This window comes from Saccharothrix algeriensis (genome assembly GCF_016907655.1).
GTDB lineage: Bacteria > Actinomycetota > Actinomycetes > Mycobacteriales > Pseudonocardiaceae > Actinosynnema > Actinosynnema algeriense.
On record NZ_JAFBCL010000001.1, the window covers coordinates 675041 to 689772 of the forward strand.

At 74.9% G+C, this 14732-nt stretch carries 12 protein-coding genes; 7 read left to right on the top strand and 5 right to left on the bottom strand.

The features are described 5' to 3' along the window. The first annotated feature begins 26 nt into the window (after nt 1-26). Complete coding sequence (locus JOE68_RS02665; RefSeq protein WP_204840759.1) at nt 27-506, top strand: hypothetical protein; 480 nt, start codon at nt 27-29, stop codon at nt 504-506. 150 nt (nt 507-656) lie between these two features. Then, nucleotides 657-1391, top strand: coding sequence for a putative universal stress family protein (locus tag JOE68_RS02670; protein ID WP_204840760.1), 735 nt, complete (start codon nt 657-659; stop codon nt 1389-1391). Nucleotides 1392-1446: 55 nt separating this feature from the next. Here the strand turns inward: JOE68_RS02670 and JOE68_RS02675 are convergent, their stop codons facing one another. Further along, nucleotides 1447-1887, bottom strand: coding sequence for a universal stress protein (locus JOE68_RS02675; RefSeq protein WP_204840761.1), 441 nt, complete (start codon nt 1885-1887; stop codon nt 1447-1449). 641 nt (nt 1888-2528) lie between these two features. Here JOE68_RS02675 and JOE68_RS02680 point away from each other — a divergent pair. Both JOE68_RS02680 and JOE68_RS02685 read left to right on the top strand, forming a co-directional pair. Further along, nucleotides 2529-2732: an RICIN domain-containing protein gene (locus JOE68_RS02680; RefSeq protein WP_204840762.1), complete on the top strand. Its 204-nt coding sequence runs from the start codon at nt 2529-2531 to the stop codon at nt 2730-2732. Between the two features lie 125 nt (nt 2733-2857). Further along, a complete protein-coding gene (locus tag JOE68_RS02685) occupies nt 2858-3148 on the top strand; it encodes an RICIN domain-containing protein (protein WP_204840763.1) in 291 nt (96 codons plus the stop codon). Nucleotides 3149-3258: 110 nt separating this feature from the next. On the opposite strand, the gene JOE68_RS02690 is transcribed toward JOE68_RS02685, so the two are convergent. The 4 genes from JOE68_RS02690 to JOE68_RS02705 all read right to left on the bottom strand — a co-directional run bounded on the left by JOE68_RS02690 (nt 3259) and on the right by JOE68_RS02705 (nt 9962). Further along, nucleotides 3259-7131 (bottom strand): nSTAND1 domain-containing NTPase, encoded by a 3873-nt coding sequence (locus JOE68_RS02690; protein WP_204840764.1) that lies wholly within the window; start codon nt 7129-7131, stop codon nt 3259-3261. Nucleotides 7132-7266: 135 nt separating this feature from the next. Further along, nucleotides 7267-8145: a polysaccharide deacetylase family protein gene (locus tag JOE68_RS02695; protein WP_204840765.1), complete on the bottom strand. Its 879-nt coding sequence runs from the start codon at nt 8143-8145 to the stop codon at nt 7267-7269. Then, entirely contained in the window at nt 8142-9182 is a 1041-nt protein-coding gene (locus JOE68_RS02700) for an asparaginase (protein ID WP_204840766.1), read from the bottom strand. The genes JOE68_RS02695 and JOE68_RS02700 overlap by 4 nt, the downstream gene beginning before the upstream one ends. 417 nt (nt 9183-9599) lie before the next feature. Then, nucleotides 9600-9962 carry a peptidase inhibitor family I36 protein gene (locus tag JOE68_RS02705; RefSeq protein ID WP_204840767.1) on the bottom strand — a complete coding sequence of 121 codons (363 nt, stop codon included), beginning with the start codon at nt 9960-9962 and terminating at the stop codon, nt 9600-9602. Nucleotides 9963-10186: 224 nt separating this feature from the next. Here JOE68_RS02705 and JOE68_RS02710 point away from each other — a divergent pair, with 224 nt between their 5' ends. The 3 genes from JOE68_RS02710 (at nt 10187) to JOE68_RS02720 (ending at nt 14438) form a co-directional block, all read left to right on the top strand. Next, entirely contained in the window at nt 10187-12955 is a 2769-nt protein-coding gene (locus JOE68_RS02710; RefSeq protein ID WP_204840768.1) for an AfsR/SARP family transcriptional regulator, read from the top strand. 18 nt (nt 12956-12973) lie between these two features. Then, nucleotides 12974-13465 carry a hypothetical protein gene (locus JOE68_RS02715; protein WP_204840769.1) on the top strand — a complete coding sequence of 164 codons (492 nt, stop codon included), beginning with the start codon at nt 12974-12976 and terminating at the stop codon, nt 13463-13465. 637 nt (nt 13466-14102) lie between these two features. After that, nucleotides 14103-14438, top strand: a complete 336-nt coding sequence (locus JOE68_RS02720; RefSeq protein ID WP_204840770.1) for a hypothetical protein — start codon at nt 14103-14105, stop codon at nt 14436-14438. The last annotated feature ends 294 nt before the right edge of the window (nt 14439-14732 follow it).

The window sequence follows — 14732 nt, forward strand, 5'->3', positions numbered from 1 at the left end:
CACCGCCCGACCCGGAAGGAGCACCCGTGCCCGTCGTCCTGCGCCGCACCGCCGAGGTCTTCGTCGACGCCTCGACCGTCGACCTCGTCGGGGAGTCCCTCGTGGCCGAGTTCGAGCCCGACTGGGACGTCGACGGCCTCGCCGAGGCCGATCCCGACGGCGAGGGCGTCCGCGTCCGGTGCGGCCGGGAGACGGGGACCGTCTCCGTCACCTGCGAGCTGTGGGACCGGCGGCCCCCGCTCCGGACCGCGCCCTGGCAGGACGTCGCCGAGGTCTCCGCCCGGTGGACCTCGCCGTACCTCGACTTCGGCACCACCTCCCGGGAGGAGCCCGCCCACCGCCTGCCCGTCCCGACCCCCGGCTCCTACCGCTTCCGCGTCCACGGCGCCCACCGCGACGGCGACGACCCGCGCGAGACCTACCTGGTCCAGCTGTGGGCCGCACCGCCCGAGGAGCCCGCCTCCCTCAAGTCGACCAGCGGCCCGGCGGCCGGCCCGCGCGCCTGACCGCGAGGGGAGCGCGGCCGGCAGGCGCCGCACCGCGCGCCCGGACCGCTCGGGAGCGGCCGACGTCCCCTGCCGGCCGGGACCTCCGACCCCGCGCGGTCACCGCTCCCGGCCCTGTGCCGGGCGCGGCGACCGGGGGATGGTGGGGGTATGACCCACCAGGCGATCCCCACCGCTCCCCCCGTGATCGTGGCGGGCGACGACTCCCCGTGGGGCCGGGCCGCCCTGCGGTGGGCGGCCGAGCACGCCGACGCGATCGGCGCCCCGCTGGAGGTGCACCCGCCGACCGAGGACCTGGTCAGGGACCTGCTGGTGGCCAGCGCCCGCGGGCAGGCCCTCGTGGTCGGCCACCGCGGCGACGGCGCCTCGTTCGGCCTCGGCAGGCTGGTGCTGCCGCTGGTCGACCACGCCGCCTGCGACGTCGTGGTCGTGCGCGGCACGCCCGAAGCCCTGCGGCACAACCACCACCGCGTCACCGCGCTGGTCTCCGGCAACCCCTCGGACGAGCTGCTGCTCGCACGAGCCGTCGAGTGCGCCGACCGGCAGCACGCGACGCTGCGCGTGCTGTACGCGGTGCCACCGCTGCCGCTGCGCGCCGACGACCCCGAGTGGCCGGTGTCGCACGCCGATCGGCTGCTGCGCGGAGTCCGGCACACCTCGGTCCTGGCCCGGATGCACCCGCACGAGGCGATCACCCGCTACGCCGACACCGACCTGCTCGTCCTGGCCGACCGCGGCCCGCTCACCCGCACCGCCCTGCACCACGCCCGGTGCCCCGTGCTCGTGGCGCACCGCTCCCCCGTGGAGACGGCCCGCGACCGCCGCCGGCCGGCCCGCGCCGCGCTGACGTCACCGGCGACCGGAGGCCGCGGCCCGGCGCGCTGACACCGGGACCTCCACCGGGAGGGTCGCTCCCCGGCGGATCACGCCGGCACGGCCTTCACCGCGTCGTCGGCTCCTCGGCGGCGGGCAGCACGACGACCGGCGAGGTGGCGTGCCGCACGCAGTGGGCGCTGGTGCTGCCCAGCACGATCCGCCGCAACCGGCTGCCCCCGTGCGCGGCGACGACCAGCATCACCGCGCCCCGCGCCGACGCCTCCAGCACCTCGGCCGCCGGCCCGCGCACGCACAGCCGGCTGATCGACGGCAACCGCGGGCGACCCGCGCACACCGCGTCCAGCGCACCGTCGATCACCTCCAACGACTCGGCGCGGATCCGCTCCTCGACCTCCTCGGTCCAGTCCGCCAACGGCTCGTACTGGTACGCGTTCACCACGTGCAGCGGAGCGTCCCACCGCACGGCTTCGTCCACCGCCCACCGCAGCGCGCGTTCACCGGCCGGGGTGCCGTCGACTCCGACGACGATCGGGGCAACGCTCATCACTCGCACCTCGCTCAGCTCGACAACGGCCCCCTGCGCGTTCTTCGGCGTGGGGTACCCGCCCGACGCCGAAGAACGCGCGGCTGGCGGACCGCTCTCCCGGCGGTTCGGCGGACCGCTCGGACCAGGCCGAGGCGGAAGGTCGCGCCGGCGCCCGGGTGGGCAGGTGTTCCAAGCCGCCGTGGACCTCCGCGGGCGACCGCGCGATGGCGAGCCCCGGACCGGCGCCGCCACCGTCCGCCAGCGCGACGCCGAACAGCCCGTGGACGTCCTCCGCTCCCTGAGGCCGTCGGGGCGGGCCGACGTGCGGCAGCGCGCCGAGGCAGCCTCGACCGCCCGGGGTCCTCACGGCGGATCCCCGGACCGGGATCAGGGATCCGACGCGGTTCCCCGTCGCTGCCCGCCCTCCGCAGGAGCGGGCGGCGGCCACGGCCGGCAGGGGCCGTTCGTTGTTCACCCGTTGATGACCAGCGGTTGTCGGCCGAACCTGAACAACCCACCCCGGCTGGACAGGCAGCGCCGGCGTCCACGCCGCAGTCGGGCGCGGACGACGTCCGGTCATCGACCACGACGCGTGAAGGACAACCATGCGAGGAAGAATCACCCGGCTCCCCGTCTTCGCCATGGTCGTTGTGGCACTCATGAGTTCCACGACGACAGCGCGGGCGGCTTCGCCGGAGGCGTCACCGCTCGACCCGCCCGCGAACGTCACCGCGAAGTTCGTCAACAAGTCCAGCGGCAAGTGCCTGAACATCCCCGGTGGCGGGACGCACGACGGCGCCCTCGTCACGCAGTTCCAGTGCGGCAACTGGTCCGACCACTTCTGGGCGATCAACCAAGTCTGATCGCGCGCTCGTCCACCGGTTCCGGTCGACCACACCGCTGCCGTCGACCCCACAAACGCCCGGTCGGCGGTGCGGAGTCGACGCGCACGGGGCAACAGCACTGCGATTCCAGGAGGTTGACAAGCATGTCGGGCAAGGTTTCGAGCCGAGCGGTCGTGTTCGTCCTCGCGGTCCTCGCGACGTGGTGGTTGGCACCGGCCTACGGGCACGCGGCCACCACGACGGCCGCCGGCGACCGCGCCGTCTCCGAGGAGGACTTCACGCAGCTGGGAACGACGTGGCGGTTCCGCAACGGGTACACGGACCGGTGCGCCGCTGTGCTGGGCTCGAACAACGTCAACGGCGCACCCGTGTTCCAGCACGACTGCCTCGGCTACGAAGACCAGGAATGGATCATCGAGTCGATGGGTTCCTGACACCTCGGCGGCACTTCGGCGGTGAACGCCGCACCGCGCGGCGGCGTGGCCGGTCGGTCACCGGCCACGCCGTCGCGCGGAAGGGGACGAACTGCCTCCGCACCAGCGGTTCACCGGCACGGCACGGGCGCGCCGATGTCGGGGAAGTAGTCCGCCCACTGCTCCGGCACCGCCGGCTGGGCGAGCACGCAGACCTCCCGCGCGGCGTCCTCGGGGTCGACCCGCCACAGCAGGCCGGTCGTGTCCCGCCCGCCGGTGAGCAGGGTCCGGCCGTCGGGGAAGAACGCCGCGGTGTGCACTTCGTCGGTGTGTCCGGACAAGGTCGCCCACGGCACGGGCGCGCGGGGATCGGTGAGGTCCCAGAGCCGGACGGTCCGGTCGTACCCGGCGGTGGCGACCCGGGCGCCGCCCGGCGCGTAGGCGACCGCGGGCACCGCCCCGTTGTGGCCGGTCAGCGTGGAGGCGTGGAACGGGGAGCGCGGGTCGCGCACGTCCCACACGCGCGCGGTGCGGTCGAGGCCGGCGGACACCAGGTGGCGGCCGTCCGGGGCGAAGGCGAGCGCCAGCACGCGGTCGCCGTGCCCCGCCGGCTCGGCCAGCAACCGCGGTTCGGCCGGGTTCGCCACGTCGACCAGCCGCACCACCCGGGACATCGCCAGGGCGAGCACGTCCCCGCGCGGCGAGAACGCCAGCGCGGGCACGAAGTCCGTTTGCCCCGCGACCCGGCCGACGACCACCGGCCGGGTCGGATCGCGCAGCGACCACAGCCGGACCACGTGCTCGGCGTCGTCGCCGCCGACCGCCAGCACCGCCCCGTCCGCGCTGAACGCCAGCGCGCGGGCGGTGGCGGGGTGCCGCACGGCGTCGGGCAGCAGGCGGGCGCGGCGGGGGTCGGTGATGTCCCACAACCGGACCAGCCCGTCCACGTCCCCGGCGGCCAGCAGGGTGGGGCTCATCGCCACGGACCGGATCCGCCCCATCGCCGCGGCGGGCAGCGGCAGGCCGACCGGCCGGTCGGGGTCGGTGGTGTCCCACAACCGCACCACTCCCTCCCGGCCGCCGGTCGCCGCCGTCCGCCCGTCCGCGGACACCGCCGAGGCGCGCACGGTGTCGGTGTGCCCGCCCAGGACCCGGCCGGGCACGTCGGTCAGGCGCACCGCGCCGTCGTTGCCCGCCGTGGCCACGACCCGCCCGTCCGGGCTGAAGTCGGCGGCCCACACGATGTTGGTGTGGCCGGTGATGGTCCCCGTGGCGACCGGCGCCGAAGCGGTGGACACGTCCCACAGCTGCGCGGTGTGGTCCCAGCTGCCGGTGATCGCGGTCCGGCCGTCCGGGGAGAACCGCGCCGTCTGCACCGAATCGCGGTGCCCGGACAGCTTCGAGACCTCGCGGGGCCCTCCGTCGGCGCGCAGGTCCCACAACCGGGCGACCGCGTCGAAACCGGCCGTGAGCAGCAGGGCGCCGTCCGGGCTGAACGCGGCCGAGGTGACGTGCGACGGGTGGGCCTTCAGCACGGCCGTGGGGATGGGGCGCGCCCGGTCGGTCACGTCCCACAGGCGCACCTCGCCGTCGTCGGAGGCGGTGACCGCGGTTCGCCCGTCCGGGGCGAATTCCGCCCACGACAGGGGGACTCCGTGCCCGGTCAGCACGGCGTTGCGGGTCGGCGTGCTCGGATCCCGGACGTCCCACAACGCCGCGGTGCCGTCGTTGCTCGCGGTGATCAGGGTAGCGCCGTCCGGGCTGAAGCGCAGGTGGTAGGCCGCCTGCGGGTGCGCCTGCACCTGCGCGAGCGGTCGGGGCCTGCCCGGGTCCTCCACGTCCCACAGCCCCAGCGCCCCGTCGTGCCCCACGCCGGCCAGCCGGGTCCCGGTGGGGTCGAACGCCAGCGACTCCACCCGGTCCGACCGGGCCGCGATCCCGGCGGCGGGCTCGGGGTCGTGGGCCGTCGGCAGGCGCCACAACCGCACCACGCGGTCGTCGCCGGCGGCGGCCAGCACCGCGCCGTCGCGCCCGAACGCCACGGCCCTGCGGGCGGCCTGGTCGGTCAGCACCGTGGTGCGGCGTCCGGCGACGGTGCTCAGGAGGCTGCCGCGGGTCTCGGCGGTCGGGTCGAGGCGGTGAGCCGCGAGCGCGAGCCGGGCGGCCAGCGCGGGGTCCAGGGTCCGCAGCCCGGGGGCCTGGGTCGCCACCTTGTGCGCGAGCGCGGCGTTGCGCTGCTCCTCGGTGACCACCGCGGCCCGCACGGCGTACCAGGTCGTGCCGACCGCGACCAGCAGCAGGGCGCTGAGCAGCGCCACCAGCCCGCGCAAGCGCGCGGTCCTGCGGCGCTCGGTGCGCTCGACGTGCTGCTGCGCGGCCACCGACGCCGCCAGGAAGTCGCGCTCGGCGACGCTGAGGACGTCGCGGTGCGCCTGTGCCCACGACCGGGCGGCCTCCAGCCGGACACCCCGGTACAGCGTGCCCTCGTCCTGGTCGTGCGCGCGCCAGGTCGCCGCGGCGACGGTGAGGTCGCGGTGCACCTGCAATCCCCGGCGGTCCTCGGCCAGCCAGTCGCGCAGCCGCGGCCACGACCGGATCAGCGCTTCGTGCGCGATCTCCACCCCGTCGTCGTCCAGGACGACCAGCCGGGCGGCGGCCAGGCGCTCCAGCACGGGCCGCACCTCGTCGCCGAGGTGGTCCAGCTCGGCCCGGCCGGCCCTGCGCTTGGTGTCCTCGGCGCCCCCGATCGCGCACAGGCGCAGGAACACCTGCTTGGCGATGTCCCGCTGCCCGGGCGACAGGTCGGCGTACGCGCCCTCGGCGGAGTGGGCGACCGCGTGCCCGATCCCGCCGGCGGCCTCGTAGCCCCGCAGGGTCAGCGTCGTCCCCCGACGCCGCCGCCACGTCTCCAGCAGCACGTGCGAGACCAGCGGCAGCACACCCGCCCGGCCGGCGGCGTCGGCCGTGATCCGGGCGACCAGGGCGGTCTCCACCACGCAACCGGCCGACACCGCGGGCTGCACGACGACCCGGTGCAGCTCCTCGGCGGTCATCGGCTCCACCGCCACCTGCCCCGCCCGCAACACGCGTGCCAGCCGGGGATGGCCGACGCAGTGGCCGTAGAAGTCGGCGCGCACGCTCAGCACCACGCGGCAGCGGCTGCCGTCGGCCGTCGCCGCGTCGATCAGCTGGTCGATGAACCGCTCGCGCTCACCCTGGTCGGCGCAGAGGGTGAACACCTCCTCGAACTGGTCGACCACCAGCACCAACCCGCCGTCCCGCGGCTCGGCTCGCCGCACGGCCGCGCACAGCTCCAGCGAGTCGCCGGCCGACGGCTCCACGGCCACGTCGGTCGCGTCGGTCGCGTCGGTCGCGTCGGTCATGCCGGCCACGTCGGTCATGCCGGTCGCGTCGGTCGTGCCGGTCGCGTCGGTCATGTCGGTCGTGCCGGTCGCGTCGGCTCCCCGGGCGAGCCCGGCGAGGCATCCCCGCACCGGGTGCGCGCCAGGGGTCAGGACGACCACCCGATCGTCCAGGCGGGGCACCACACCGGCACGCAGCAACGACGACTTCCCGGTGCCCGAAGCGCCGACGACGACCACGACCCGCTGCGCGGCCAACCGGGACATCACCTCCTCCACCAGGGCTTCCCGCCCGAAGAAGCGCTGCGCGTCCGCCGTCCGGAACGGCGCGAGCCCCGCGTACGGCGACCTGGCCGAGTCGGACCGCGCCGACGGCCCCGACTCCGCCGCCAGCTCGTGCCAGCGCCGCCGCCACTCCTCCACCGGGCCGCCGCACGCCCGCACGTACGCCAGCGTCACCTCCAGGCTGGGCAGCTTCTGCCCCGCGGCGGCCTGCGACAGCGCCGCCGCGGAGTAGTGCGCCCGTGCGCTGAGCGCCCGGTAGCTCGGCCTGCCCGCTTCCTCCCTCAGCAGGCGCAGGCCGCGGGCGAAGTCCACCAGCGGCCCGTCCCCCTCGCCCAACGGATTCTCGGTCCGTGGCATCCCGACCACCTCCACCGCCTGATGGTGGGGACACCACCCGCGACGAGTCCCGGTTTTGGTCCACGGGCACACGAGCGGGGTAGCGCGAACCGCCGCGGTCGGCCTGCGGCGGTGGGGCGGGGCGGTGGGGCCGGGTCAGCGGCGTGGGTGGCGGGCGGCGAAGTCGTCGGCGATGTCGTCGAACCGAACCCAGCGGACGCCCTGGTGGCCCGAGATGTGGTCGATCAGCCGTTGGTGCATCAGCAGGTTCTGCGGCCGGCCGGAGACGTCGGGGTGCACCGTCATGGTGAACACGGCGTACTCGCACTCCCGGTAGACCCAGTCGAACTGGTCCCGCCACATCCGCTCCAGCTCGCGCGGGCTGACGAAGCCGTGGCTGTTCGGGCTGGCCTTGACGAACATCATCGGCGGCAGGTCGTCGAGGTACCAGGAAGCGGGGATCTCGATCAGGTCGGTCTCCTCGCCCCGCCGCAGCGGTGTCATCCAGGTCTGCGCGGGGCGGTCGTAGTCGATCTTCGTCCAGGTGTCGCCGACGCGCACGTAGTACGGCTCGAAGTCGCGGTGCATCAGGGAGTGGTCGTACTTGATCCCGCGCTCCAGCAGCAGCTCGTTGGTCACGGGGGAGAACTCCCACCACGGCGCCACGTACCCGGTGGGGCGGCGGCCGGTGCGGGACCGGATCAGCTCGATGCAGTGGTCCAGGACCGCGGCCTCCTGCTCCCGGCTCATCGCGATGGGGTTCTCGTGGCTGTAGCCGTGCACGCCGATCTCGTGCCCCGCCTCGACGCAGGCGTCGAACTGCTCGGCGAAGGTCTCGATCGAGTGGCCGGGCCAGAACCAGGTGCTCGGGATCTGCTCGCGGCGGAACAGCTCCAGCATGCGCGGCACGCCGACCTCCCCGGCGAACAGGCCGCGGGAGATGTCGCACGGCGAGTCCTGCCCGCCGTAGGAGCCGAGCCAGCCGCCGACCGCGTCGACGTCGACGCCGTAGGCCACCAGGATTTCCTTGGTCATCGCGCTGCGTCCTCCGTGGGTGTCGACAGGGGGTCCGGGCACGGGACGGCCCCGGTCTCGCGGAGCCAGGCCAGGCAGCGATCGCGGACCGCGCCGAGGTCGCCCGGCGCGGTCCCGGCGAGCACCCAGGCCAGCAGCAGCCGGGCCTGCCACGGCGAGAGGTCGCCGGCAAAGACGGCGCCCGCGGCGGCGAGGTCGGCGCCGCCCCCGGCGTACAGGGGGGCCACCGGCCCTTCGCCCACCCGGCTGGTGATCAGCACCGGGACGCCGTCGGAGAGCAGGCGCAGGCAGGCCCGCGTGGCCTCCGGCGTGGTGTTGCCGGAGCCGAACCCGGCGACGACCACCCCGCGCGCGCCCCGGGACCGGGCGTCGGTCAGCGCCGCGGCGTCCGCGCCGAGGTACTGGCCGACGACCTCCACGCGGGGCAGGTCGCGCACCGCGGGCATCGGCAGCGGCGCGGGCCGGACGGTGGCGAGGACCCGGACCCCGGCCTCGTCCACCTGCGCCACCGGGCCGCGACCGGGGGCGGCGAACGCGCGCAGGGCGAGGGTGTGCGTCTTGCGCACGCCGACCACGGGCAGGACCCGGTCGGCGAAGACCAGGGTCACCCCGCTGCCGCGGGACCGCGGGGACGCCGCCCAGCGCAGCGCGGCCGCGAGGTTGCGCGGGCCGTCCGGGGCGGGGTCGTCGAAGGGCCGCTGCGCACCGGTGAACACCACGGGCGCCGGCGAGGAGTGCGTCAACGAGACCAGGAAGGCGCTCTCCTCCAGGGTGTCGGTGCCGTGGGTGACCACCACCCCCTCGGCCTCCGCGACGGCGGACGCGATCCGCGCGGCCAGGTCGAGCACGTCGGTGAGCCCGGCCGCGAAGCTGGGCCTGCCGGCCACGTCGCGCGGCTCGACGCGCACCCCGGGCCGGGGCCAGACCGCGTCGGCGGCGCGCAGCAGCTCCGCCGCGCCCACCCCGACCGCACGGCCGCCGCCGGTCGCGCGGGTGGCGATGGTTCCGCCGGTGCCCAGCAGGACGAGATGCGACACAAACCCTCCGCCGACGACTCCGCAGCCTCCGGCGGACCGGTCCGCCCCGGGTCGGGGCCGAGCCGGGCTCCGCCTACCGGTGACTCTGTCAGCCCGGCGCGCGGTCGGCCGGGGAGCCGGCCAGGATTACCGACAAAGAGCGACAGGACCGTCACGACCGGGGTGCACCGGAGCCGAGCCCGTGCGGCCGGCCGACGTCGCGGCGGAGCCCCGGAGACCCGGGCCGGACGAGCCGGCCCGGGTCTCCGGGGACGCCCCGTCGCCGCCGTGCGCGACCCGCAGGGCGACCGGGCCGCGACAGCGCACACCGACGGCACTCCGGTCATCCCGCACGACAAGCGGGAAGCCCGGCCTCAAGATCGTGGACCGGGTTGCCGGCCGGGCCCCCACCCGGCCGGCAACCCTCGGCGTCACGGTTCAGCAGCTCCCCCGTTTGATGGAGCTGTACGCGTCGTTGTGCGGGAACCAGCCGCTCGACCCCGGAGCCGACTGGTAGCGCTCGCCCCGGTACTGCGAATCCACGTAGAAGCAGAAGGGGAAGGGCGACCTGTTCCACCCCGAGCTGATCTGGTCGTTGAGCACACCTCCCTTCCAAGTGCCCAGGTCCTCCACCGCGAAGAGCAGTTCGATGCGCTCTCCGTCGCCTCCCGGCCAGGCGTAGGCGCACATGTGGTTGGCCGTGCACTCGTATGCCGCGGCTCCCGCCGCCTGGCCGGTTCCGGCGGTGACCACCGGCAGCAGGGTGGCGGCGATCGCCGCCACCGTTCTGCGGATCTTCATGGAGTTCCTCCCGTGAACAGCGCTGCGCATTCCCCGGACGGGTCGACCGGCGGCGGGTTCGCGACGCTCCTCGACCTGTCGCGGACCCGTGCCGGCGGCGTGCCCGCTCCCCCGTCGCATCTCTGCTTGCACGGACCACTGTGCCGACGTGACCTTGCTGTGACCTTGCACTAGCCTGGCTGGGCGCGGAGGGGTACCGCGCACGTCACGGGGGGCGTCGGGGGATGCTGTTCCAACTGCTGGGCGAGGTGCGGGTCGTGCGGGGCGCGGGAGCGTTGCCGATCACGCAGACCAGGGTGTTGACGGTGTTGGCGATCCTGGCGGTCGAGGCCAACCGGGTGGTGTCGGTCGACGCCCTGGTGGACCGGCTGTGGGGTGAGCAGCTGCCGCGCAGGCCCCGCGAGGCCCTGTACAGCTACGTGTCACGCCTGCGCACCGCCCTGGGTGAAGGAGGCGACGCGGTGGTGGCGCAGCGCTCCGGCGGCTACGTGCTGGACACCGACCCGCTCGACGTCGACCTGCACCGGTTCCGCGCGCTGCGCGGGGACACCGCCCGGTTGGCCGAGGCGCTGGGGCTGTGGCGGGGCGAGGCGTTCACCGGGTTGACGGCCCCGTGGTTGACGGGCCTGCGCGCCACCCTGGCGCGGGAGCGGTTGGACGCGGTGCTGGACCTGCTCGACGCGCGGCTGCGCGGGGGCGAGCACGCCGGGCTGGTGGCCGAGTTGACGGAGTTGGCGGCGGCCCACCCGTTGGACGAGCGGATCGCCGTCCTGCTGATGACCGCCCTGTACCGGGCGGGGCGCCCCGCCGAGGCGCTGGAGCGGTACCGCGTCGTCGATCACGACCTGGCCGAGCAGGTGGGGACCGATCCCGGTCAGGCGTTGCGCGAGGCGCACCGGCGCGTGCTGGCCGACAGCGACCCGCGCGACCCCGGCGAACGCGACGCGGGCGAGCGCGACGCCGGGCCGGGCGTCCCGGCGCGGGGGCGCCTCCCGGTTCCCGGGCAACTCCCGGCGGACGTGCACGGCTTCGTCGGACGCGCGGAGCACCTCGCCCGGCTCGACGCGCTGCTGCCGGACCGCCCCGGCACGCCTTCGATCACGGTCGTCTCGGGTCCGGCGGGGATGGGCAAGACGACGCTGGCCGTGCGGTGGGCGCACCGGGCCGCCGACCGCTTCCCGGACGGGCAGCTCCACGCCGACCTGCGCGGGTTCGACCAGGGGGACCGCCCGGCCGACCCGGCCGACGTGCTGCGGGGGTTCCTCGACGGGCTCGGGGTGCCCCCCGGGGACATCCCGCCCGGCACCGACGCCCGCGCCGCGCGGTACCGCAGCCTGCTGGCCGGCAAGCGCGTGCTCGTGCTGCTCGACAACGCGCGGGACAGCGACCAGGTCCGCCCGTTGCTGCCGGGGACGGCCGACTCCCGCGTCCTGGTCACCAGCCGCAACCGGCTGACCGGGCTGCTCGCGTCCCACCACGCGCACCCGCTCCGGCTGGACCTGCTCACCGGCCGGGAGGCACGACACCTCCTCGTCGCGCGACTGGGCCACGACCGCGTCGAAGCCGAGTCCGCGGCCGCGGACGAGGTCGTGCGGCTGTGCGACCGCCTGCCTCTCGCGCTGTCCGTCGTCGCCGGGCGGGCCGCGTCCTGCACGGGGACGTCGTTGGCCGACCTGGTCGCCGAACTGCGCGAGTCCGGGTTGGCGGCGCTGGACGACGGGGAGCCGGCTGCGAGCCTGCCGACCGTGCTGTCGTGGTCGTACTCCGCGCTGGAGGAACCCGAGCGCCGGCTGTTCGCCCTGCTGGGCGATGCCCCCGGCCCCGACACGGGTCTGCGCGCCGCGGCCAGCCTCGCGGGCCTGCCGGTTCCGCGCACCGCTGCGCTGCTGCGCTCGCTGGTCCGCGCCTCCCTGCTGGACCACGACGGGACCAGGTACCGCATGCACGACCTGATCCGCCTGTACGCCGCCTCGCTGCACTCACCCGACCGGGACGCGGCCGCGGACCGGTTGCTCGACCACTACGTCCACACCGCCCACGCCGCGGCGCACCTGGCCCACCCGACCGGCCGGGTCGTCGAACCGGAGGTCGCGGCGCCCGGCTGCACCCCGGAGCGGATCGACACCCTCGACCACGCGTGGAGGTGGTTCCGCAGCGAGCAGGACGGCGTGCCGGCGGTGCAGCGCACGGCCGTCGAGCGGGGACGCGACACGGCAGCGTGGCTGCTGACGCGTTCCCTGTACCCGTTCCACCACATGACAGCGGACTCCGGCCGGCTCCTCGCTTCCAGCCGCACCGCCCTGACCGCCGCCCTGCGGCTGGCCGACCGCGCCGTGCACAGCGACGCGCACCGCTTCCTGGGCGAGGCGCTGATCCGCACCGGACGTCACGACGAGGGCATGGACCACCTGAGGACCGCGTTGGACATCGCGCGCGACCTCGCCGACCACCGCTGCCTGTCGCGCACCCACCTGGCGCTGGCCCGGGCCTGGCAGCGCCGGGGGCAGCACGACTCGGCACTGCGCTGCACCGCCAGGGCACTGCGCTCCACCGCCGCGCTGGGGGACCCGGTCTGGATGGCCGTGGTCCGCACCACCGCCGGCCGCAGTGCCGCCCTCACCGGCCGGCACCGCCTGGCCCTGATCCACTGCCGCGCCGCGCTCCCCGTGCAGCGGCGACACGGCGCTCTCGACGGCGAGGCGAACACGCTGTCCACCCTCGGCATGGTCGCCCTGGCCAACGGCGACCCCGGCAAAGCCGTGACAAGCTTCCGGCAGGCACTGGCGCTGTTCCGCGTGCAGGGCAACGCGCACCTGGAGGCCGACACCCTGGACCTGCTCGCCGACGCGCTGCACGCCGCGGGCGAACACGACGAGGCCCGGCGACAGCGCGCCGTCGCCACGGCCCTGTACCACGCCCAACGACGCACGCCACAGCAACGCGGTCACCCCGGGCGCCCTGCTCGCCCGGCACCGCAGATCGGCGGCTCGTAAGCGGGACCACTCCGCGCGATGACGAAGGACAGGACCACGGTTATGCGCACCTGGCTCGAAGAAGCGCTGAACGGCACGAACTACCGGAGGTTCGGGTTCGAGTCCGTTACGATCAACAACCTCCTCGACGACTACTCCGAGGCCACCGCCCTCGATTCGGGGTTCAGGCTCCTCGGTGAACTGGTCGAGGCGTACGCCGACGTTGACGAGCAGGTGATCGCGTGGGCGGTTTTCGACCTGGGCCTCGAGGACGAGCTGGTCCTCGAGGCGCCTGACGTGCGGAAACTCGCTTCCGTCCGGGATCGTTCCGCACCCCCGACGCTGTACGTGCAGAAGCGGTTCCTGCGGCCGCTGTCGCCGTACGTCGTCGAGGAGTACAAGAAACCGTACCCGGCCGATACGTTCCGCGCTCCGCACGGCGTCTACCACACTTACTACCGGTGCCACCGCCAGGACGACGTCGACGAGTTCGCCCGCGCGATCTACGTCGAGCACTACCCGCATTCCTGACGGCCGGCAGGCCGGATCGAGGGCCCGATCGCCCATGCTCTGCAACACATCGCTGAACGACAAGGGTGAACCGATCATCGACACCGCCCCGGAGGCGATCGACTTCTGCCTGCGGCGCCGGATCGGCGTCGCGCTCTTCAACGGCGCCGGGTCAGGCTGGGGAATTTCGACGACTACCCCGAGGACCGGCCGCCGACCCGGTCACACGAGCCGTTCTCGTTGGCGGGAGAAGACCTGGCGGCGGTAGCCGTACGGCCAGTGATGCCCAGTGGACGACACTCACCGGCCCGATCGCCGCCGCCCTCCCCCCGGCCTGCTCCCGGCTGGCCTCACCGCCGAGCCCACAGGCTCGGCGCCCCACCCTTCGGTCGCCCGCCCCAGCAACTCGTGATCAGTCAGATCACCTGTCGCCCTAAGCAGATGAGCGCCGAACCCGACCCAGGCAGTGATGCTCCGAGGTGGACAACCGTGCTTCTGCCGACAGCATCGGCCACCTCTGACGTCGCGGCCGCGAAGCCGAGCGCGACGACGGCGCACGGCGGAACGCGGGTGCCGTCGAAGAGTCCTGGCAACGGGGCCGGCACCTTGCTCGAAACGGCCGTTTCGAGCAAGGTGCCGGACTGCGAGTATCGCCGTCATGAGACCCCTCTTCCTCTCGGCCGTCATCGCCACGGCCTTGCTGCTGCCGACGACGTCCGCCTCGGCGACGTCCGACTCGGCGACCTCTCACCCGACGACCTCTCACTCGACGGCCGCCGCCGACTACACCGTGCCCCGGTCCGCCACGTCGACCGCATCCGCCCGGAGCAGCAACGCGGCGATCGAACTCGCATCCTCCTACGCGCGCGGCGCGGTCGTCGCCGTCGGCGTCGACTGCGTCGGCTGGCGGTACTCGATCGTCAGCCTCGTCGAGCACCCCAGCGTGTCCCTCTACAGCGCGACCGTGACCGCGAAGGCGACCTGCGTGCAGTGACCCGACCCGAGACCGCACCGCCGTCCAGCTGACAGACCCGCTCCTCCCCCGGCACGGGCATGACGCCGCTCCGCCGCCGGCGTCGGCCACGCTCACCAAACCCCGCGCGGACACCACGGCCGGGCCCGCCGCGACGACGCCGCAGGACCGCTCCCGCCCTGACCGCGCAAGCAGCGCGTCTGGTCGGCCTACCGGTGCACATCGCCCTCGTGGAACCGCTCGGCGAGCCGGTGCGCCTGCCGCTCCAGCCGGGTGGCCGGTTCCTTCCCCGCACTCGGCTCGCCGCCGGCCCAC